General features: G+C 74.0%; 24 protein-coding genes and 1 pseudogene. 21 read left to right on the top strand and 4 right to left on the bottom strand.

Annotated elements, in window-relative coordinates; all coding sequences use genetic code 11:
* Window positions 1-61 precede the first annotated feature (61 nt).
* Genes hisD through hisF form a run of 8 tightly spaced genes read left to right on the top strand, consistent with a single transcriptional unit; the run spans window position 62 to window position 5,819 of the window.
* Complete coding sequence (gene hisD / locus AB0442_RS11135) at window positions 62-1,369, top strand: histidinol dehydrogenase (RefSeq protein WP_366162185.1); 1,308 nt, start codon at window positions 62-64, stop codon at window positions 1,367-1,369.
* Entirely contained in the window at window positions 1,366-2,463 is a 1,098-nt protein-coding gene (locus AB0442_RS11140) for a histidinol-phosphate transaminase (protein WP_366162187.1), read from the top strand. Before hisD ends, AB0442_RS11140 begins: the two co-directional genes overlap by 4 nt.
* A gap of 6 nt (window positions 2,464-2,469) precedes the next feature.
* Window positions 2,470-3,063, top strand: coding sequence for an imidazoleglycerol-phosphate dehydratase HisB (gene hisB, locus AB0442_RS11145; RefSeq protein ID WP_030262644.1), 594 nt, complete (start codon window positions 2,470-2,472; stop codon window positions 3,061-3,063).
* Entirely contained in the window at window positions 3,060-3,212 is a 153-nt protein-coding gene (locus AB0442_RS11150; RefSeq protein ID WP_030262641.1) for a hypothetical protein, read from the top strand. Before hisB ends, AB0442_RS11150 begins: the two co-directional genes overlap by 4 nt.
* A 30-nt stretch (window positions 3,213-3,242) precedes the next feature.
* Entirely contained in the window at window positions 3,243-3,878 is a 636-nt protein-coding gene (hisH, locus tag AB0442_RS11155; protein ID WP_366162189.1) for an imidazole glycerol phosphate synthase subunit HisH, read from the top strand.
* A 17-nt stretch (window positions 3,879-3,895) separates the two neighbouring features.
* Window positions 3,896-4,621 (top strand): bifunctional 1-(5-phosphoribosyl)-5-((5-phosphoribosylamino)methylideneamino)imidazole-4-carboxamide isomerase/phosphoribosylanthranilate isomerase PriA, encoded by a 726-nt coding sequence (priA, locus tag AB0442_RS11160; RefSeq protein ID WP_263105862.1) that lies wholly within the window; start codon window positions 3,896-3,898, stop codon window positions 4,619-4,621.
* Window positions 4,618-5,052 (top strand): RidA family protein, encoded by a 435-nt coding sequence (locus AB0442_RS11165; protein ID WP_030262633.1) that lies wholly within the window; start codon window positions 4,618-4,620, stop codon window positions 5,050-5,052. Before priA ends, AB0442_RS11165 begins: the two co-directional genes overlap by 4 nt.
* Window positions 5,049-5,819, top strand: coding sequence for an imidazole glycerol phosphate synthase subunit HisF (hisF, locus tag AB0442_RS11170; RefSeq protein ID WP_344623990.1), 771 nt, complete (start codon window positions 5,049-5,051; stop codon window positions 5,817-5,819). Before AB0442_RS11165 ends, hisF begins: the two co-directional genes overlap by 4 nt.
* Window positions 5,820-5,885: 66 nt before the next feature.
* On the opposite strand, the gene AB0442_RS11175 is transcribed toward hisF, so the two are convergent.
* On the bottom strand, window positions 5,886-6,653 hold the full coding sequence (locus AB0442_RS11175) for a VOC family protein (RefSeq protein WP_366162191.1): 768 nt from the start codon (window positions 6,651-6,653) through the stop codon (window positions 5,886-5,888).
* Window positions 6,654-6,789: 136 nt separating this feature from the next.
* On the bottom strand, window positions 6,790-7,437 hold the full coding sequence (locus AB0442_RS11180) for a TIGR03085 family metal-binding protein (RefSeq protein WP_366162193.1): 648 nt from the start codon (window positions 7,435-7,437) through the stop codon (window positions 6,790-6,792).
* 131 nt (window positions 7,438-7,568) lie between these two features.
* On the opposite strand from AB0442_RS11180, the gene AB0442_RS11185 reads away from it, so the two are divergent.
* Window positions 7,569-8,261 (top strand): ester cyclase, encoded by a 693-nt coding sequence (locus AB0442_RS11185; RefSeq protein WP_366162195.1) that lies wholly within the window; start codon window positions 7,569-7,571, stop codon window positions 8,259-8,261.
* An 85-nt stretch (window positions 8,262-8,346) separates the two neighbouring features.
* Here the strand turns inward: AB0442_RS11185 and AB0442_RS11190 are convergent, their stop codons facing one another.
* Both AB0442_RS11190 and AB0442_RS11195 read right to left on the bottom strand, forming a co-directional pair.
* Window positions 8,347-8,865: a hypothetical protein gene (locus AB0442_RS11190; RefSeq protein WP_366162196.1), complete on the bottom strand. Its 519-nt coding sequence runs from the start codon at window positions 8,863-8,865 to the stop codon at window positions 8,347-8,349.
* 65 nt (window positions 8,866-8,930) lie between these two features.
* The gene (locus AB0442_RS11195) at window positions 8,931-9,245 is read right to left on the bottom strand and encodes an MTH1187 family thiamine-binding protein (protein WP_366162197.1); all 315 of its coding nucleotides are present in this window, start codon (window positions 9,243-9,245) and stop codon (window positions 8,931-8,933) included.
* A 122-nt stretch (window positions 9,246-9,367) separates the two neighbouring features.
* On the opposite strand from AB0442_RS11195, the gene AB0442_RS11200 reads away from it, so the two are divergent.
* The 12 genes and pseudogenes from AB0442_RS11200 (at window position 9,368) to AB0442_RS11255 (ending at window position 18,826) form a co-directional block, all read left to right on the top strand.
* Entirely contained in the window at window positions 9,368-9,847 is a 480-nt protein-coding gene (locus AB0442_RS11200) for a hypothetical protein (protein ID WP_366162199.1), read from the top strand.
* Between the two features lie 103 nt (window positions 9,848-9,950).
* Complete coding sequence (gene hisI, locus AB0442_RS11205; protein ID WP_363544569.1) at window positions 9,951-10,322, top strand: phosphoribosyl-AMP cyclohydrolase; 372 nt, start codon at window positions 9,951-9,953, stop codon at window positions 10,320-10,322.
* 82 nt (window positions 10,323-10,404) lie between these two features.
* Window positions 10,405-11,922, top strand: a complete 1,518-nt coding sequence (locus tag AB0442_RS11210; RefSeq protein ID WP_363544567.1) for an anthranilate synthase component I — start codon at window positions 10,405-10,407, stop codon at window positions 11,920-11,922.
* 102 nt (window positions 11,923-12,024) lie between these two features.
* Window positions 12,025-12,492: pseudogene (locus AB0442_RS11215) on the top strand (Uma2 family endonuclease); the annotation flags it as partial.
* A 227-nt stretch (window positions 12,493-12,719) separates the two neighbouring features.
* Entirely contained in the window at window positions 12,720-13,316 is a 597-nt protein-coding gene (locus AB0442_RS11220) for a TIGR02234 family membrane protein (RefSeq protein WP_363544565.1), read from the top strand.
* Window positions 13,317-13,427: 111 nt separating this feature from the next.
* Entirely contained in the window at window positions 13,428-13,685 is a 258-nt protein-coding gene (locus AB0442_RS11225; RefSeq protein ID WP_363544563.1) for an HGxxPAAW family protein, read from the top strand.
* Between the two features lie 137 nt (window positions 13,686-13,822).
* Complete coding sequence (locus tag AB0442_RS11230) at window positions 13,823-14,254, top strand: DUF2752 domain-containing protein (RefSeq protein ID WP_366162201.1); 432 nt, start codon at window positions 13,823-13,825, stop codon at window positions 14,252-14,254.
* A gap of 281 nt (window positions 14,255-14,535) precedes the next feature.
* The gene (gene trpC / locus AB0442_RS11235; protein ID WP_366162202.1) at window positions 14,536-15,342 is read left to right on the top strand and encodes an indole-3-glycerol phosphate synthase TrpC; all 807 of its coding nucleotides are present in this window, start codon (window positions 14,536-14,538) and stop codon (window positions 15,340-15,342) included.
* Between the two features lie 208 nt (window positions 15,343-15,550).
* A complete protein-coding gene (gene trpB / locus AB0442_RS11240; RefSeq protein WP_366162204.1) occupies window positions 15,551-16,798 on the top strand; it encodes a tryptophan synthase subunit beta in 1,248 nt (415 codons plus the stop codon).
* A gap of 2 nt (window positions 16,799-16,800) precedes the next feature.
* Complete coding sequence (gene trpA / locus AB0442_RS11245) at window positions 16,801-17,610, top strand: tryptophan synthase subunit alpha (RefSeq protein ID WP_366162206.1); 810 nt, start codon at window positions 16,801-16,803, stop codon at window positions 17,608-17,610.
* A 242-nt stretch (window positions 17,611-17,852) separates the two neighbouring features.
* The gene (locus tag AB0442_RS11250; RefSeq protein ID WP_366162207.1) at window positions 17,853-18,119 is read left to right on the top strand and encodes a hypothetical protein; all 267 of its coding nucleotides are present in this window, start codon (window positions 17,853-17,855) and stop codon (window positions 18,117-18,119) included.
* Window positions 18,120-18,310: 191 nt separating this feature from the next.
* Window positions 18,311-18,826 (top strand): MauE/DoxX family redox-associated membrane protein, encoded by a 516-nt coding sequence (locus AB0442_RS11255; protein ID WP_366162209.1) that lies wholly within the window; start codon window positions 18,311-18,313, stop codon window positions 18,824-18,826.
* Window positions 18,827-18,844 lie beyond the last annotated feature (18 nt).

Consider the following 18,844-nt stretch of genomic DNA (forward strand, 5'->3'; position numbering starts at 1 on the left):
CTTCGTATCACGGACTGAAATGCGCGGCCGCCGTTTCCGGCCACTCCTTACACTGGGCCCTGTGATCTCTCGAATCGACCTGCGCGGCTCCGTCTCGGACCCGCGCGACCTGCTGCCCCGTGCCGAGTTCGACGTCGAGGCCGCCCTGGAGACGGTGCGGCCGATCTGCGAGGACGTACGCCATCGCGGGGTCGCGGCGCTGATCGAGATCACCGAGCGCTTCGACGGCGTGAAGCTGGAGTCCACCCGGGTGCCCGAGGAGCGGATCACCGCCGCCCTGGAGACCCTCGACCCGAAGGTGCGCGCCGCACTGGAGGAGTCGATCCGCCGCGCCCGTCTCGTCCACCGCGAGCAGCGCCGCACCGACCACACCACCGAGGTGGTTCCGGGCGGCTCGGTCACCGAGCGCTGGGTGCCGGTCGACCGGGTCGGCCTGTACGTGCCGGGCGGCCTCGCGGTCTACCCGTCCTCCGTGGTGATGAACGTGGTGCCCGCGCAGGAGGCCGGCGTGCCCGGCATCGCGGTCTCCTCCCCGCCGCAGAAGGAGTTCGGCGGCAGCGTCCACCCGACGATCCTGGCCGCCTGCGCCCTGCTCGGCGTCACCGAGGTCTACGCGGCCGGCGGCGCCCAGGCGGTCGCCATGTTCGCCTACGGCACCGAGGAGTGCCGCCCGGTCAACCTGGTCACCGGCCCCGGCAACATCTACGTCGCCGCCGCCAAGCGCCTGCTCAAGGGCCGGATCGGCATCGACGCCGAGGCCGGGCCGACCGAGATCGCGATCCTCGCCGACGACTCCGCCTCGCCGCGGGACGTCGCCGCCGACCTGATCAGCCAGGCCGAGCACGACCCGATGGCCGCCTCCGTGCTGGTCACCGACTCGCCGGAGCTCGCCGCCGCGGTCGAGGCCGAGCTGGAGACCCAGGTCGCGAGCACCAAGCACCGCGAGCGGGTCACCACCGCGCTCGGCGGCCGGCAGTCCGGCATCGTCCTGGTCGACGACCTGGAGCAGGGCCTGGAGGTGGTCAACGCCTACGCCGCGGAGCACCTGGAGATCCAGACCCGGGACGCCCGCGCCGTCGCCGCCCGGATCCGCAACGCGGGCGCCGTGTTCATCGGCCCGTACGCGCCCGTCTCGCTCGGCGACTACGCGGCCGGCTCCAACCACGTGCTGCCCACCGGCGGCTGCGCCTGCCACTCCTCGGGCCTGTCCGTGCAGTCCTTCCTGCGCGGCATCCACGTCGTGGACTACTCCCGCGAGGCGCTGGCCGACGTCGCCGCGCACGTGGTCAACCTGGCCGAGGCCGAGGACCTGCCCGGCCACGGCGACGCCATCCGCGCCCGCTTCGACTGGACGGTGCCGAACTCTTGAGGATCGACGACCTCCCCATCCGCGACGAACTGCGCGGACAGTCCCCGTACGGTGCCCCCCAGCTCGACGTGCCCGTCCAGCTGAACACCAACGAGAACCCGTACCCGCTGCCCGAGCCGCTGGTCGCCCGGATCGCCGAGCGGGTCGCCGAGGCCGCCCGGCACCTCAACCGCTACCCCGACCGGGACGCCGTCGAGCTGCGCGAGGGCCTCGCCGGCTACCTCACCCGCACCACCGGCCACGCCGTCACCCGGCAGCAGGTCTGGGCGGCGAACGGCTCCAACGAGGTCCTCCAGCAGCTGCTGCAGACCTTCGGCGGCCCCGGCCGCACCGCGCTCGGCTTCGAGCCCTCGTACTCGATGCACGCGCTGATCTCCCGCGGCACCGGCACCGGCTGGATCTCCGGCCCGCGCAACGAGGACTTCACGATCGACCTCGACGCCGCCCGCGCCGCGATCGCCGAGAGGCGGCCGCACGTGGTGTTCGTCTGCTCGCCGAACAACCCGACCGGCACCGCCGTCGCCGCCGACACCGTCCTCGCCCTGTACGAGGCCGCGCAGGCCGCCCGGCCGAGCCTGGTGGTCGTCGACGAGGCGTACGTCGAGTTCTCGCACCGCGAGTCGCTGCTGCCGCTGATCGAGGGCCGCCCGAACCTGGTGGTCTCCCGCACCATGTCGAAGGCGTTCGGCGCGGCGGGCCTGCGGCTCGGCTACCTCGCCGCCGACCCGGCCGTGGTCGACGCCGTGCAGCTCGTCCGGCTGCCGTACCACCTGTCGGCCGTCACCCAGGCCACCGCGCTGGCCTGCCTGGAGCACACCGACACCCTGCTGGGCTACGTCGCCCAGCTCAAGGCCGAACGGGACCGCCTGGTCGAGGCCCTGCGCGGGCTCGGCCTGGAGGTCACCGACTCCGACGCCAACTTCGTCCAGTTCGGCCGCTTCGCCGACACCCACGCCGTGTGGCAGGCGATCCTCGACCACGGCGTGCTCGTCCGCGACAACGGCGTCCCCGGGTGGCTGCGGGTCACCGCCGGCACCCCCGCCGAGAACGACGCCTTCCTGGACGCCGTCCGACTCGTGATCAAGGAGCTGTAACCCCGAATGTCCCGTATCGGCCGCGTCGAACGCACCACCAAGGAGACTTCGGTCCTCGTCGAGATCGACCTCGACGGCACCGGGAAGACCGAGATCTCGACGGGCGTCGGGTTCTACGACCACATGCTCGACCAGCTCGGCCGCCACGGCCTCTTCGACCTCACGGTCAAGACCGACGGCGACCTGCACATCGACACCCACCACACCATCGAGGACACCGCCCTCGCGCTCGGCGCCGCCTTCAAGCAGGCGCTCGGCGACAAGGTGGGCATCTACCGCTTCGGCAACTGCACCGTCCCGCTGGACGAGTCGCTCGCCCAGGTCACCGTCGACCTCTCCGGCCGCCCGTACCTGGTGCACACCGAGCCGGAGACCATGGCGCCGATGATCGGCACCTACGACACCACCATGACCCGGCACATCCTGGAGTCCTTCGTGGCGCAGGCGCAGATAGCGCTGCACGTCCACGTGCCGTACGGGCGCAACGCCCACCACATCGTCGAGTGCCAGTTCAAGGCGCTCGCCCGCGCGCTGCGCTACGCCTCCGAGCGCGACCCGCGCGCGGCCGGAATCCTCCCCTCGACCAAGGGCGCACTGTGAGCAAGTCCGCGATCGCACTGATCTTCGTCGGCCTCTTCCTGACCGGCGGCGTGATCTCGTTCTGGAAGCAGAAGCTGCCCAAGGGCGTCGTCGCGGTGCTCGCGATCGGCGCCGTCCTGTGCCTGGCCGCCGGCGCCATGCGCCTGTAGCCGGCCTCGAGAGACTGGATCCCCACCCCCATGGCCAAGAACGTCGTCGTCCTCGACTACGGCTCCGGCAACCTCCGCTCCGCCCAGCGCGCCGTCGAGCGCACCGGCGCGAACGTCACCGTCACCTCGGACTTCCAGACCGCCCTGGACGCCGACGGGCTGCTCGTCCCCGGCGTCGGTGCCTTCGAGGCCTGCATGCGCGGCCTCAAGGCCGTCCGCGGCGAGCAGGTCATCGGCCGCCGCCTGGCCGGCGGCCGCCCCGTCCTCGGCATCTGCGTCGGCATGCAGATCCTGTTCGCCCGCGGCGTCGAGCACGGCGTCGAGACGGAGGGCTGCGACGAGTGGCCCGGCACCGTCGAACCGCTGGACGCCCCGATCGTCCCGCACATGGGCTGGAACACCGTCGACGCCCCGGAGGGCAGCCGGATGTTCGCCGGCCTCGACGACGACACCCGCTTCTACTTCGTCCACTCCTACGGCGTCCGCCGGTGGGAACTGGAGGTCCACAGCGCCCGGCTGCACGCCCCGCTGGTCACCTGGGCCACCCACGGCCACCCCTTCGTCGCCGCCGTGGAGAACGGCCCGCTCTGGGCCACCCAGTTCCACCCCGAGAAGTCCGGCGACGCCGGCGCCGCCCTGCTGACCAACTGGGTCTCCACCCTCTGAAGCCGAAGGTCGAACACATGAGCCGCCTCGAACTGCTCCCCGCCGTCGACGTCCGCGACGGCCAGGCCGTCCGCCTGGTCAAGGGCGCCTCCGGCACCGAGACCTCCTTCGGCGAGCCCCTCGCCGCCGCCCTGGCCTGGCAGAACGCCGGCGCCGAGTGGCTGCACCTGGTCGACCTCGACGCCGCCTTCGGCACCGGTAGCAACCGCGCCCTGCTCGCCGAGGTCACCGGCCGCCTCGACATCAAGGTCGAGCTGTCCGGCGGCATCCGCGACGACGAGTCGCTCGCCGCCGCCCTCGCCACCGGCTGCACCCGGGTCAACCTCGGCACCGCCGCCCTGGAGGCCCCCGAGTGGGTCGCCAAGGTCATCGCCGAGCACGGCGACAAGATCGCCGTCGGCCTGGACGTCGTCGGCACCACCCTGCGCGGCCGCGGCTGGACCCGCGACGGCGGCGACCTCTACGAGGTCCTCGCCCGCCTCGACTCCGAGGGCTGCGCCCGCTACGTCGTCACCGACGTCAACCGCGACGGCACCCTCACCGGCCCCAACCTGGAGCTGCTGCGCAACGTCTGCGCCGCCACCGACAAGCCCGTGGTCGCCTCCGGCGGCGTCTCCTCGCTGGACGACCTGCGCGCCATCGCCACCCTCACCGGCGAGGGTGTCGAGGGCGCGATTGTGGGCAAGGCCCTCTACGAGCAGAAGTTCACCCTCGAAGAGGCCCTGGAGGCGGTGTCCCGATGACCGAGGTCCCGGCCGCGAAACGCCCGCAGCGTGTGTCCGGATTCTCCCCCTGGGAGGACCAGTTCGGCTACTCCCGGGCGGTCGCGGTCGGGGACACCGTCCTCGTGGCCGGCACCACCGCGTTCGAGGGCGGAATGGTCCAGCACGAGGGCGACCCGTACACCCAGACCCTCGCGGCGTTCGAGGTCGCCTTCAAGGCCCTCGCGGAGTTCGGACTCTCCGCGGACGACGTCGTCCGCACCCGGATGTTCATCACCCACATCCGGGACTGCGACGAGGTCGGCCGGGCGCACAAGAAGCTCTTCGACGCGATCCGCCCGGTGGCGACCATGGTCGTCGTCCAGGGCCTGATCGACTCCCGGATGATGGTCGAGGTCGAGGTCGAGGCCCACCGTCCCGGACTCGCAACCTCCTTGGAAGGCAAGCAGTGAGCCTCGCAGTACGTGTCATCCCCTGCCTGGACGTCGACGCCGGGCGGGTCGTCAAGGGCGTCAACTTCCAGAACCTGCGCGACGCCGGCGACCCGGTGGAACTCGCCAAGGCCTACGACGCCCAGGGCGCCGACGAGTTGACCTTCCTGGACATCACCGCCTCCTCCGGCGACCGGGAGACCACCTACGACGTGGTGCGCCGCACCGCCGAGCAGGTCTTCATCCCGCTCACCGTCGGCGGCGGCGTCCGCACCGCCGACGACGTCGACAAGCTGCTGCGGGCCGGCGCGGACAAGGTCGGCGTCAACACCGCCGCCATCGCCCGCCCCGAGCTGATCCGCGAGATCGCCGAGCGCTTCGGCCGCCAGGTGCTCGTCCTCTCGGTGGACGCCCGGCGCGCCCCCGAAGGCACCGTGACGCCCTCCGGGTTCGAGGTCACCACCCACGGCGGCCGCCGCGGCACCGGCCTCGACGCCGTCGAATGGGCCGTCCGCGCCGCCGAGTTGGGTGCCGGCGAGATCCTGCTCAACTCGATGGACGCCGACGGCACCAAGGACGGCTACGACCTGGAGATGATCCGCGCCGTCCGCAAGAACGTGGCCGTCCCGGTGATCGCCTCCGGCGGGGCCGGCAAGCTCGCCGACTTCGCCCCGGCCGTCGACGCCGGCGCCGACGCGGTGCTCGCCGCCTCCGTCTTCCACTTCGGTGACCTGACCATCGGCCAGGTCAAGGACGCCCTGAGGGAGTCCGGCCACCCCGTCCGCTGAACCCCTCCTCCGGGGCCGGACGCGCCGCCGTCGGCGCGCCCGGCCCCGGAGGACGTGGGCCCGGTGCTACGGCATCTCGCTCTTGATGACGGCGAAGACCGCGCCGTGCGGGTCCGTCGCCCAGCCCAGCCGGCCGACGCCCGGCACGTCCATGCCCGGCATCACCACCCGGCCGCCCGCGTGCTCCGCCCGGGCCAGCACCGCGTCCACCTCGGTGACCTCGAAGTAGGGCACCCAGCGCACCGGCTCGTCGGGGCTCTGCAGCGGTGCGACACCGCCGAACGACGTCTCCCGCGCGGTGCCGCCCTCCGCCGTGGAGCACACCGTGTACGCCGTCCCCGGCATCTCCACCGTCTCCGTGCGCCAGCCGAACAGCGCCTGGTAGAACGCCGTCGCCGCGGCCGGGTCCGCGGTGTGCAGCTCGGCCCAGCAGAAGGTGACGGCGTCCAGGCCCTGCGTCTCGCCCGGCTGCCAGATCGCGAACTGCACGCCCGCCGGGTCGGACAGCTGCGCCATCCGCCCGTCGGACATCACGTCGAACGGCTCGGCGCGGACGGTGCCGCCGTGCTGCTCGGCCGCCTTCGCCGTGGCGTCCGCGTCCGGCGTGCGGAAGTACAGCGTCCACGCCGGGGACGAACCCTCCTCCGTCAGCGGGCCGACGGCCGCGACCGTCCTGCCCGCCTGCTGGAAGAAGCCGTAGCCGCCGGCCTCCTCGCCCAGCGACCGGAACGTCCAGCCGAAGACCGTGCCGTAGAACGCGGCGGTCGCGGGGATGTCCGGGCTCCCGAGGTCGAGCCAACAGGGAGAGCCCGTCCGGAACTCCGTGGTGAGCATCGTGGTGCGCCCCTTCGAGGGTCGTGGCCGGGCCGCTCCGCCGGGCGCGGAGACGCTTCGCCGCGGTCACCGGCCAGTGTGACCGGCGCCACTGACAATCGCGCGACGCTCACCGAACCGGCCGCGACGCCGCAGGTCAGCGCGGCCCCGGTAGCGGAAGCACGCGTCGCAGTGCGGCCACCGCGGTCTCCGCCCCGCGCACCGACAGCGAGGTGCGCGCCCCGCGCCCGAACGCGAAGAGCACCAGCTCGCCCGGCTCGCCGGTCAGGTGCACCGTCGGCCCCGTCCGGTGCGCCACCGTGCAGCTCCGCCCGTCCGGCCGCTCCAGCACCAGCCGCACCGGGGTCCTGCGCCCCGCCTCCAGCCGGGCCAGCATCGGCAGCCGCTGCCACAGCGCGTCCGCCAGCGGCGCCGCGACCTCCTCCCGCCGCCAGCCCTCGCCCGCCCGCCGGACGTCCTCCGCGTGCACGAAGTACTCGACCACGTTGGCCGCCTCGTCCGCGCCCGGCAACGCGAACGGCGACAGCGCCGGCGGGCCGGACCGGAACAGGGCGACCAGTTCCTCGTACGGGCGCCGGGCGTAGCCGCGCTGCACCCGCTCCGTCCACCCCGCCAGCGGGCCGATCCTGATCCCCGCCGCCGCGTCCGGCCGCCGCTCCCGGAGCACCAGGTGCGCCGCCAGGTCCGCGGTCGTCCACCCCGCACAGAGCGTCGGCGCCTGCGGCCCGGCCGCCGCCAGCAGGTCCGCCAGCCGCTCCCGTTCCCCCCGCGCATGCTTCGTCATGCCCACCACCCTAGGCGGCGGCCCCGGCGCGCCTTGCCCGCGGGGCGGACCCGGAGGATCGTAAGAGATCCGAGGGTGCGGCGGTCGGCGGACGATCATGGCCAAGGGGCGGAGCCACCCGGAGGTGCATCATGACGTTCGTCCAGCTCATCGAGTGCAGGACCGACAAGGTCGACGACCTGAACCGGCTGATGGACAGCTGGATCGAGCAGACCCGCGGCCGCCGCACGGCCACCCACTCCATGGTCGGCGCCGACCGCTCGGACGCCCGGCACGTCGTCGAGATCGTCGAGTTCCCCTCCTACGAGGAGGCGATGCAGAACTCGAAGCTCCCCGAGACCGACCGGATCTTCCACGAGATGGTCGCGCTCTGCGACGAGCCGCCCACCTTCACCGACCTCGACATCGTCCGCGACGACCAGCTCAACAAGGCCGCCGTCCGACAGCTGATGCAGCGAATGCCCGCCGGCGACCTCAGCGTCATCGACGAACTCCTCACCGAGGACTACCACGACCACGACATCGCCGACGAGACGGACGCGATGGGGCGGGAGGCCATCCGGGCGAAGTGCGCCGGCTACCTGGAGGCCTTCGACATGAACTTCACCATCGACGGTCAGATGGCAGACGGCGACCGGGTCGCCACCATGTGGAGCTTCAGCGGCATGCACAAGGGCGACTTCATGGGCCTGCCCGCCACCCACAAGCGGGTCGAGATGACGGGCATGACCGTCTTCCGCTTCCGCGAGGGGATGATCTGCGAGGGCTGGTGGAACTGGGACAACATGGCCATGATGCGCCAGCTCGGCCTCCTCCGGATGTGAGGCCGGCTGCCCGGGAGGAAGCACCCCCCGAGGGGCACCCCCAGGGGGCAGCACCCACACGCGCCCCTGGTGTCGCCGCTCCCCGTCAGTGCAGACGGCCCGTCAACTTGGGGCCGTGCTGGCGGTTGCTGATCGTCATCGTGCAGGTCGCGTCCCGCATGCCCTGCTTGTAGTACTGCAGGTACGGCCCCAGCGGGAAGCCGTAGTACGGCCCGCCGCCGCCCTGCCGCTGCTGCCGCTCGGCGAGCGGCGCCGCGCACAGCTCCCGCATCGCCCGCCCGATCTGCACGTCGCTGGTGAGCCCTTCGGGGAGCAGCACGTCGGCGATCGCCTCGCCGTCGTGCTGCTGCTCGCAGGGCCGCTCCTCGGCGCGCGTGATCACCTCGCTGAGCTGCGGGTGGTCGAAGCACGTCCCGGGGGTGAACCACGGGTACGGCAGGTTCTTCACGGGGCTCGGCGACGGGCCGGGCGGGGCGCTGCTCGGGGCCGGCGGGGGAGGGGCCACCCGGTGGCCGCCGTCCGGCCACAGCACGACGGCCAGCACGACCGCCAGCACCACTGCGGCGGCCACCGCCACGGCCGCCCGCCCGCGCCCCTGCTCCACCCCGACCCCCCTCGGCTCTCCGCCCATTCTGGCCCGCCGCCGGGCCGGCCGTCAGCGGATCACCGCTACTCGCCGCTGTGGTCCTCCATCGCCGCGAGGTACCGCTCCACGGTCTCGACCTTGGCGGTCAGCCCGCCGCTCACCCCGACCCGGTCGTCGATCTTGATCACGGTGCTGACCCGGTTGCTGTAGGCCTTCACCGCCTCGATCGCCGCCCGCACCACCGGCATCACCTCGTCCCACCCGCCCTCGACGCTGGTGAACATCGCGTCCGTCCGGTTGGGCAGCCCGCTGTCGCGGACCACCTTCACGGCCGCGGCCACCGCTTCGCCGACGTCCTCGCCCACGCCCAGCGGCGTGACGGAGAAGGCCACGATCATCCCGTCCTCGGTTCCCGGCCCGTGTCGGGCCCGTCGTCTGCTGCTCCGGCATCGGTCGCGGCCGGCCCGGCGGCGATGGGTACGCTGGGGGCGGCACGACCCGTACAAGGGGTCAACTTCTCATGCGAGTCGGAATCATCGGGCACGAACGCCTCTCGGACCTGACCGAGATGCTCGTCCGGGGCGAACTCTGGCAACTCGTCACCGCGCACGGCGCCTACGACCTGGTCGGCGTCGGCCGGCTGCGGCCCGGGCCGGACACCTGGTTCGCGCAGTCCGTCCTCGACCACGGCGGACGGATCGAGGTGGTGCTGTCCGCGGCGGAGGCCAGGGCGGGCGCCTTCACCGGGGCGGGCTGCCGCGACACCCGCCGCCGGCTGCTGAACGCGGCGAACGCCGTGCACCGGCTGGCCCCGGCCGAGTCCGGCGGGCCCGGCGAGGAGACCGGCCACGCCCTGGTCGGCATGGTGGACGAGCTGATCGCGGTCTGGGACGGCCACCCCGGCAGCGAGCCGGCCCGGGTGGTCGCGCAGGCCCGCCGGGCGGGCCTGGACGTCCGGGTGGTCTGGCCGGACGGCTGCGAGAGCCCCGGCACCGGCTGACCGCCCGCGGGCCGGCGCCCCGGAGGGACCGCCGGGCGACCACTCCTGACCACTCCCCGAACACCGATCACCGCGCCGGGCGGGAGCTGCGAGAATGGTCCGCATGTCCACCACTCCCGCAGCCCCCGGCAGCACCGCCCTGGACGCCGCCGTCGCCGCCCGGCTCAAGCGCACCGCCGACGGCCTGCTCCCCGCCATCGCGCAGCAGTACGACACCGGCGAGGTACTGATGCTGGGTTGGATGGACGACGAGGCGCTGCACCGCACCCTGACGACCGGCCGCTGCACCTACTGGAGCCGCAGCCGCAGCGAGTACTGGGTGAAGGGCGACACCTCCGGCCACGTCCAGCGGGTGGTCTCCGTCGCGCTGGACTGCGACGGCGACACCCTGCTGGTGAAGGTCGACCAGACCGGCGCGGCCTGCCACACGGGCGACCGCACCTGCTTCGACGCCGACGTCCTGCCCGTCGCCTAGCCCTTCCCGGCCCCGGGCGTTCCCGGCGCCCGCACGACCAGTCAGCAGCCCGCCCCTCCTCCTCCGAACGGTGCCCGCTCCCATGGATCTCGAGGTCTTCCGCAAGCTCGCCGCCGACACCCGGGTCATCCCCGTCACCCGCAGGCTCCTCGCGGACGGCCTCACCCCGATCGGGCTGTACCGCAGCCTCGCCGGCGAGCGGCCCGGCACCTTCCTGCTGGAGTCCGCCGAGCAGGGCCGGAGCTGGTCCCGGTACTCCTTCGTCGGCGTCCGCAGCGCCGCCACCCTCACCGCCGGCCCGGACGGCAACGCCCGCTGGCACGGCACCCCGCCGGTCGGCATCCCCACCGCCGGCGACCCGCTGGAGGTGCTGCGCGCCGCCCTCGCCGCCCTGCACACCCCGCGACACACCGACGACGGCCTGCCGCCGCTCACCGGCGGCATGGTCGGCTACCTGGGCTACGACGTCGTCCGCCGGCTGGAGAAGCTGCCGAACCTCACCCCGGACGACCTGGAGCTCCCCGAGCTCACCCTGCTGCTCGCCACCGACCTCGCCGTCCTCGACCACGTCGACGGCACCGTGCTGCTGATCGCGAACGCGGTCAACCACAACGACCTGGCGAGCGGCGTGGACGAGGCGTACGCCGACGCGGTCGCCCGCCTCGACGCCATGGAGGCCGACCTGCTGAAGCCGGTCGACCCGGGCCTGGCCACCTTCACCCCGACCGCCGCCGAGGCGCACTCGCCGTTCGGCGGCGCGCCGTACCGGGCGGCCGTCGAGACGATCAAGGAGCGGATCCGGGCCGGCGAGGCCTTCCAGGTGGTGCCCTCGCAGCGCTTCGAGGCGCCCTGCCCGGCCTCCGCGCTCGACGTGTACCGGGTGCTGCGCACCACCAACCCCAGCCCCTACATGTACCTCTTCCGCTTCCCCGGGCCGGACGGCACCGCCGAGGGAGGCTTCGACGTGGTCGGCTCCAGCCCGGAGGCACTGGTCAAGGTCAGCGGCGGCGAGGCGATGGTGCACCCGATCGCCGGCACCCGGCACCGCGGCGCCACCCCGCACGAGGACGCCGAGCTCGCCGCCGAGCTGCTCGCCGACCCCAAGGAGCGCGCCGAACACCTGATGCTGGTCGACCTCGGCCGCAACGACCTCGGCCGGGTCTGCGAGCCGGGCAGCGTCGAGGTCGTCGACTTCATGTCGGTCGAGCGCTACAGCCACGTCATGCACATCGTCTCCACCGTCACCGGCCGGGTCGCCGAGGGGCGGACGGCCTTCGACGTGCTCACCGCCTGCTTCCCCGCCGGCACCCTCTCCGGCGCCCCCAAGCCGCGCGCCATGCAGATCATCGAGGAGCTGGAGCCCACCCGCCGCGGTCTGTACGGCGGCTGCGTCGGCTACCTGGACTTCGCCGGCGACTCGGACACCGCGATCGCGATCCGCACCGCCGTGCTCCGCGACGGCACCGCCTACGTGCAGGCCGGCGCCGGCGTGGTCGCGGACTCCGACCCGCACTCCGAGGACACCGAGTGCCGCAACAAGGCGGCCGCCGTGCTGCGCGCCGTGGCCACCGCCAACACCCTGCGACCGCCGGTATCGTGAGGTGGTCGATCCCGCGGAGGGAGGCACCGCCATGACCGCCACCGCCACCGCCATGACCGTGCCCGCCGCGTCCGCGCCGGCCGGGCCGCGGACGGGGGGTCCGTCGTGAGCCCCCGCGGTGCGGCCCGCCGGGCGATCGTCCTCGACACCGCCCGGCAGGTCGAGGACCAGCTGGCGGGCCGCGGCCGCGCCGTCCCCGACGCGGCACTGGACCTCCCCGCCGCCCGCCCCGGCCGCGCCCCCGACCTGGTGGTGGTCGCCGACGGCGCGCGGCCCGACGGCCGCGGCCACTGGGCCTGGCCGGACCTCGAAGCGGTGCTGGAGGTCGTCCCGGCGGCGGGCCCGCACGGCGGCCTCGTCGAACGGCTGCGCCGGTACGCCGGGCACGGCGTCCCGGTGTACGTGGTGGTCGACCCGGCCGAGGGCGTCTGCACCGTGCACTCCGACCCGCAGGCCGCCGGCGCCTACCACCTGGCCGAGCGGGTGCCGTTCGGCGAGGACCTGCCCGTGCAGCTGCCCGGGCGGACACTGGTCGTCGCCACCGGCGGCTTCCCCCGCGAACCCGCGTAGGGCGTGCCCCCATGGCGCACCCGTAGGGGCGCGGGGAACTGCGCGATCCGGATGCGGGCCACCGTCCGGATCACGGCTTCCCGAGAACTGTCGTGACACCCGCCCCGGACTGCGCAGTCCCCCCGGCCTTCGGTCGGGAGGTACCCCGCGCCCCTTGTGGCGCAGGTGAGCCCCCGTACCGGGACCCGGGCGTCCGGCCCGTGCGGGCCGTCGGCGACACTGGTCGGGTGAGTTCTCCCGCACCGAAGACCGACCGCCGCTCGCTCGTCCTGATGCTGCTGCTGACCGCGGTCGGCGCCCTGCTCGTCCTGACCTCCGTCGGCCGGACCTGGGCCGAGGGCGTGGTCGCCGGGACGGCGGGCGGCCGGCTCGCGGTCAGCGCCACCGGCTCCCGGCTGACCGGTCTGCCCACCGGGCTCGCCCTGACCGGGCTGGCCGCGGCCGTCGCGGTCTTCGCCGTGCGCGGCGCCGCCCGGACGGCGGTCGGCGTGCTCGCCGTGCTGGCCGGTCTCGGCGTGGTCGCCGGTGCGGTGATCGGCGTCACCGACACCGCCGGGCTGGACGCCGAGGCCGCCGGGCGCCTCGCGCTGGCCGGCGCCCGGGCCGAGCAGATCAGCCGGACCCCCTGGCCCTGGGTGGCCGCCGCAGGCGGTGTGCTGCTGGCCGTCGCCGGGCTGCTGACCGTCCGCTCCGGCCGCGGCTGGCCGGCGATGGGCGCCCGCTACGAGGCCCCGACCGCGAAGGCGGCCGCCAGGCCGCGGCCCACCGACCGGTCCGCGGAGCTGTGGAAGGCCCTCGACCGTGGCGAAGATCCCACCGACTGACCCGGGGCCCGCCTTGGGGACGGGCGTGAGGGCCCGGCACAATGGAAGGGTCAACCCGTCGAGCGCCCCGAGGTGCCCGGCCGGGATCCGGAGAACAAGGAGCACCAGCAGATGTCGGCAGCAGCGCACGGCCACACTCCCGCCGCCTGGACCGGCGTGACCATCGCTTTCATCGGTTTCACGGTCAGCGGCGTCGCCATGATCATCCCCAACGTGCTGCTCGTCGTGGTCGGCCTGGTGATCGTGGTGGCCGCCGGCGTGGTCGGCAAGGCGATGTCGATGGCCGGCATGGGCAAGCAGCCCAGCACCAACTTCGCCCCCGCCGCCGCCCCGGCCGCCGAGGAGCGCACCCCCGTCAGCGCCGCCTGACACCTGCGCCACACCTGCGCCGCAGCGCCGCGCCCCCGGTCACCCGTCGTGACCGGGGGCGCGCGCACGTCCGGCACGCCACGGTCACCGCGCGGCCCTGCGCCGTACGCGGCGGCCGGGGGAGGAGAATCGGCGGCGTGAACGCTCCCGTCCTCCCCGTGCCGCTCGGCCGCCGGCTGTCCCGCCCGCTGGCTGCGCTGGTGGCCGTCGGGCTGCCCACCGCGTACGTCGCCGCCGTCGACCCCAATGCGCCGGGCCACTACCCGACCTGCCCGGTGCTGCAGGCCACCGGCTGGTTCTGCCCGGGCTGCGGCGGCCTGCGCTGCGTGCACGCGCTGACCCACGGCGACCTGAACGCGGCCGGCCACGACAACCTGCTGGTCATGGTGCTGGCCGTGGCCGCCGCGGTGTTCTGGCTCCGCTGGCTGTGGTCCGCCGTCACCGGCGGCGCACCGCCGAGGTTCGTCGTCACCCTTCCGCAGACGGTGCTGCTGGCCGTGGCACTGGTGGTCTTCACCGTGCTGCGCAACCTGCCCGCCGGCGCCGGCCTGGCACCGCCACTGGTCTGACCCGGCCGTCCCGTGGTGTCGGCGCCGTCCGGCCCGCCCGCCGTCAGGGGCCGCCCGCCCGCCGCCGTGCGGTCCGCTCCGCGAGACGCGCGCCGGGCGGATGCGCCCTGTGCCCCCGGCGCCCGATACCATCGAAGGGCCAACGGGGGCGCGTCTGCACACCATCCTCACCGGTTCGTGCGAAACGCCCCCGAGGTTTTGACCGCACAGCCAGGCCGGGCGGGTCCGGAGTCCTCCGCACCTCCCGGCACCCAGCCATAAGACGACATGGGGGCGCTCGCGTGAGTGTGCTCGACGAGATCATCGACGGGGTCCGTGAGGACCTCGCCGAGCGACAGGCCCAGGTGTCCCTGGACGAGCTCAAGGAGCTCGCCGCCAAGGCGCCGGTGGCCAAGGACGGCGTGGCCGCGCTGCGCGGCGACGGCGTCCGGGTGATCTGCGAGGTCAAGCGCTCCAGCCCCTCCAAGGGCGCACTGGCGGCCATCGCCGATCCCGCCGCCCTGGCGCTGGACTACGCGGCCGGCGGCGCGGCCGCGATCAGCGTGCTGACCGAGCAGCGCCGCTTCGGCGGCTCCCTCGCGGACCTCGACGCGGTCCGTGCCGCGGTCGACACCCCGGTGCTCCGCAAGGACTTCATCGTCACCGCGTACCAGCTGTGGGAGGCCCGCGCGCACGGCGCCGACCTCGCGCTGCTGATCGTCGCGGCCCTGGACCAGCCGGCCCTGGTCTCGCTCGTCGAGCGGGCCGAGTCGATCGGGCTCACCCCGCTGGTCGAGGTGCACGACGAGGAGGAGATCGCCCGTGCGGTGGACGCCGGCGCGAAGATCATCGGTGTGAACGCCCGCAACCTCAAGACCCTCGAGGTGGACCGCAACACCTTCGGCAACGTGGTCGACGCGATCCCGGCCGGGATCGTCAAGGTCGCCGAGTCCGGTGTCCGCGGCCCGCTCGACGTCATCCAGTACGCCAACCTCGGTGCCGACGCGGTGCTGGTCGGCGAGTCCCTGGTGACCGGCGGGGACCCGAAGGCCGCGGTGGCCGACCTGGTCGCCGCCGGCGCCCACCCGGCCCTCCGCCACAAGGGCTGACCGCTGCCGTGAAACTCGCCTCCCGCCTCGCCCCCGGCTGCCGCCCGCGCGGCTGCCGCGCGCCCGCACGCCGGGTGCTGGGGCGGCGGGTGCGCTACGTGATCGGCTGCGAGCCCGGCCAGGTGCCGGGCCGTCGATGGCGCAGGACGCACGGCCGCTGAGCGGCCGTCCCTCCTGTCATCCCATCGACCCAGAAGGACGCTTCACCATGTCCGAGAAGGACTACCTGCCGGGCGCCCACGTCCCGGACGCGCGCGGCTACTTCGGCGCCTACGGCGGCCGTTTCATCCCGGAGGCGCTGGTCGCCGCCGTCGAGCAGGTCGCCGAGGAGTACGAGAAGGCCAAGACCGACCCGGCCTTCGCCGCCGAGCTCGACGCGTTGCTCAAGGACTACACCGGCCGGCCCAGCCCGCTCACCGACGTCCGGCGGTTCTCCGCCGAGGCCGGCGGCGCGCGCATCCTGCTCAAGCGCGAGGACCTGAACCACACCGGCTCGCACAAGATCAACAACGTGCTGGGCCAGGCCCTGCTCACCCGGCGGATGGGCAAGACCCGGATCATCGCCGAGACCGGCGCCGGCCAGCACGGCGTGGCCACCGCCACCGCCTGCGCGCTGTTCGGCTTCGACTGCACCATCTACATGGGCGAGGTCGACACGCAGCGCCAGGCGCTGAACGTCGCCCGGATGCGGATGCTCGGCGCCGAGGTCGTCGCCGTGAAGTCCGGCAGCCGCACCCTCAAGGACGCCATCAACGAGGCGTTCCGCGACTGGGTCGCCAACGTCGACTCCACCCACTACCTGTTCGGCACCGTCGCCGGCCCGCACCCCTTCCCGATGATGGTCCGCGACTTCCACCGGGTGATCGGCGTCGAGGCCCGCGAGCAGGTCCTGGAGCGCACCGGCCGGCTGCCCGACGCGGTCGTCGCCTGCGTCGGCGGCGGCTCCAACGCGATGGGCATCTTCCACGAGTTCATCCCGGACTCCGGCGTCCGCCTGATCGGCTGCGAGGCGGCCGGCGAGGGCGCCGACACCCCGCGCCACGCCGCCACCCTCACCAAGGGCGACCCCGGCGTGCTGCACGGCTCGCGCACCTACGTCCTGCAGGACGAGGACGGCCAGACCATCGAGTCGCACTCCATCTCGGCCGGCCTGGACTACCCCGGCGTCGGGCCCGAGCACGCCTGGCTCAAGGACACCGGCCGCGCCGAGTACCGCCCGGTCACCGACGACGCCGCCATGCAGGCGCTGCGCCTGCTGTCCCGCACCGAGGGCATCATCCCGGCCATCGAGAGCGCCCACGCGCTGGCCGGCGCCCTGGAGCTCGGCCGCGAGCTCGGCCCGGAGGCGACGATCCTCGTCAGCCTCTCCGGCCGCGGCGACAAGGACATGCACACCGCAGCCGAGTACTTCGGCCTCTACGACCAGGCGACCACCGAGAGCGGCGAGGGCAACTGACCATGGCATCCAAGCTCAGCAGCGTCCTGGCCGCGGCCAAGGCGGAGAACCGCGCCGCCCTGATCGGCTACCTGCCGGCCGGCTTCCCGACCGTCGACGGCGGCATCGCCGCGGTCAACGCCCTGATCGAGGGCGGCTGCGACGTCGTCGAGATCGGCCTGCCGCACTCCGACCCGGTGCTGGACGGCCCGACCATCCAGACCGCCGACGACATCGCGCTGCGCGGCGGCGTCCGGATCAAGGACGTGCTGCACACCGTCGCCGAGGTCGCCGCCGCGCACCCCGAGGCCGCGGTGCTGGTCATGACCTACTGGAACCCGGTCGACCGCTACGGCGTCGCCCGGTTCGCCGCCGACCTGGCGGCGGCCGGCGGAGCGGGCTGCATCCTGCCCGACCTGCCGGTCGAGGAGTCCGAGGAGTGGCGCAAGGCGGCGGGCGAGCACGGTCTGGACACCGTGTTCGTGGTCGCCCCCAGCAGCAAGGACGCCCGCCTCGCCGAGGTCACCGCGGCCGGCTCCGGCTTCGTCTACGCCGCCGCGGTCATGGGCGTCACCGGCACCCGGGCCCGGGTCGGCAACCTCGCCGAGGACCTGGTCGCCCGCACCCGGGCCACCACCGACCTGCCGGTCTGCGTCGGCCTCGGCGTCTCCACCGCCGACCAGGCCGCCGAGGTCGCGGGCTTCGCCGACGGTGTGATCGTCGGATCGGCCTTCGTCCAGCGCATCCTGGACGCCGACGGCGACACCGCCGCGGCGCTGGACGCCGTGCGGGCGCTCGCCGCCGACCTCGCGGCCGGAGTCCGCCGCCGGTAGCCGCACCGCCCGTACCGTCCGACGGCCCGTCGCCTCGCCCGAGGCGGCGGGCCGCCGGCGTTCCCGGGCGCCTCCCGGAGCGCTCCCGTCGCGCGTTCGGTTCACCCGGACGAGTGGAGAGCTGGCCCTGTGCGCATCGCGCGCGGTTGACCCGCGTTGAGCGGAGGGACGGGTTGACGGTGCCGTCCGCACTCCGTGGTTCGTGCACCCTGCAACCGCCCAGACCGTCGAGAGGCCCGCTCGTGCCGTTCCTGCACCGCGCCGTCCTGATCCGTGCGGCGGCCGCCGCCCTCGCGCTGGGCGCGGCCCTCGCGGTGCAGACCTCGGCGGGGCAGGCGCTGGCCAGGCGCGGTGCCGAACAGGCCGACCGGGACGCCCGGGCCTGTACCGCCGCCGCGGCGGCCCTCGCCGAGCTCGACGGCCCGGCGGCGGGCCACCACGGCCGTCCGCCCGCCGGCCCCGACACGCCGGGCGGCCGCTGCGGCCGGACGGATCGTCAGACCCGTTAGAACAAGCCGGACATCAGCAGCGAAAATCTCACCCTTTCGGCTTAATTCGCTAATGCGGAGGAACCGCACCTCTTCCTCTACGGTTCATCCGTCAGGGGCCGCTCGCCGCGGCCCGCCGCACCGAGTCCGTACAGCGCCGCACCGAGTCCGTGCGGCGCCGCGCGGAGCCGCACATGCCCAGGGGGAGAGCCATGGCCAGTCCGCAGACGATCCGGCCGCACGCCGACGGAGGGCTCCGCCGGCTGCTCTCCGGCCCCGCCGCCGAATGGATCGGCCTGGCCGCCCGGCTCGGGCTCGCCGTGGTCTGGGGCTGGGCCGGGCTCGCCAAGGTCTCCGACCCGGCGGAGGCCGCCCAGGCCGTCCGCGCCTACGAGATCCTGCCCGAGTCCCTGGTCAAACCGGTCGGCTACGGCCTGCCGTTCCTGGAACTCGCGCTCGCCCTGCTGCTGCTGATCGGCCTCGGCACCCGGCTGGTCGCCGCGGTCTCCGCCCTGCTGCTGCTCACCTTCATCGCGGGCATCGCCTCGGCCTGGGCCCGCGGCATCTCCATCGACTGCGGCTGCTTCGGCGGCGGCGGCGCGGTCGACGCGTCCAAGACGGAGTACTTCCGGGAGATCCTCCGCGACACGGGCTTCCTGCTGCTCGCCCTCTGGCTGGTCTTCCGGCCGAGGACGAAGTTCTCCGTCGACTCCTGGCTCGCCGCCTGACACCGACCCCCGCGCCGC

It is taken from the genome of Kitasatospora sp. NPDC085895, assembly GCF_040702125.1.
Lineage (GTDB): Bacteria > Actinomycetota > Actinomycetes > Streptomycetales > Streptomycetaceae > Kitasatospora > Kitasatospora arboriphila.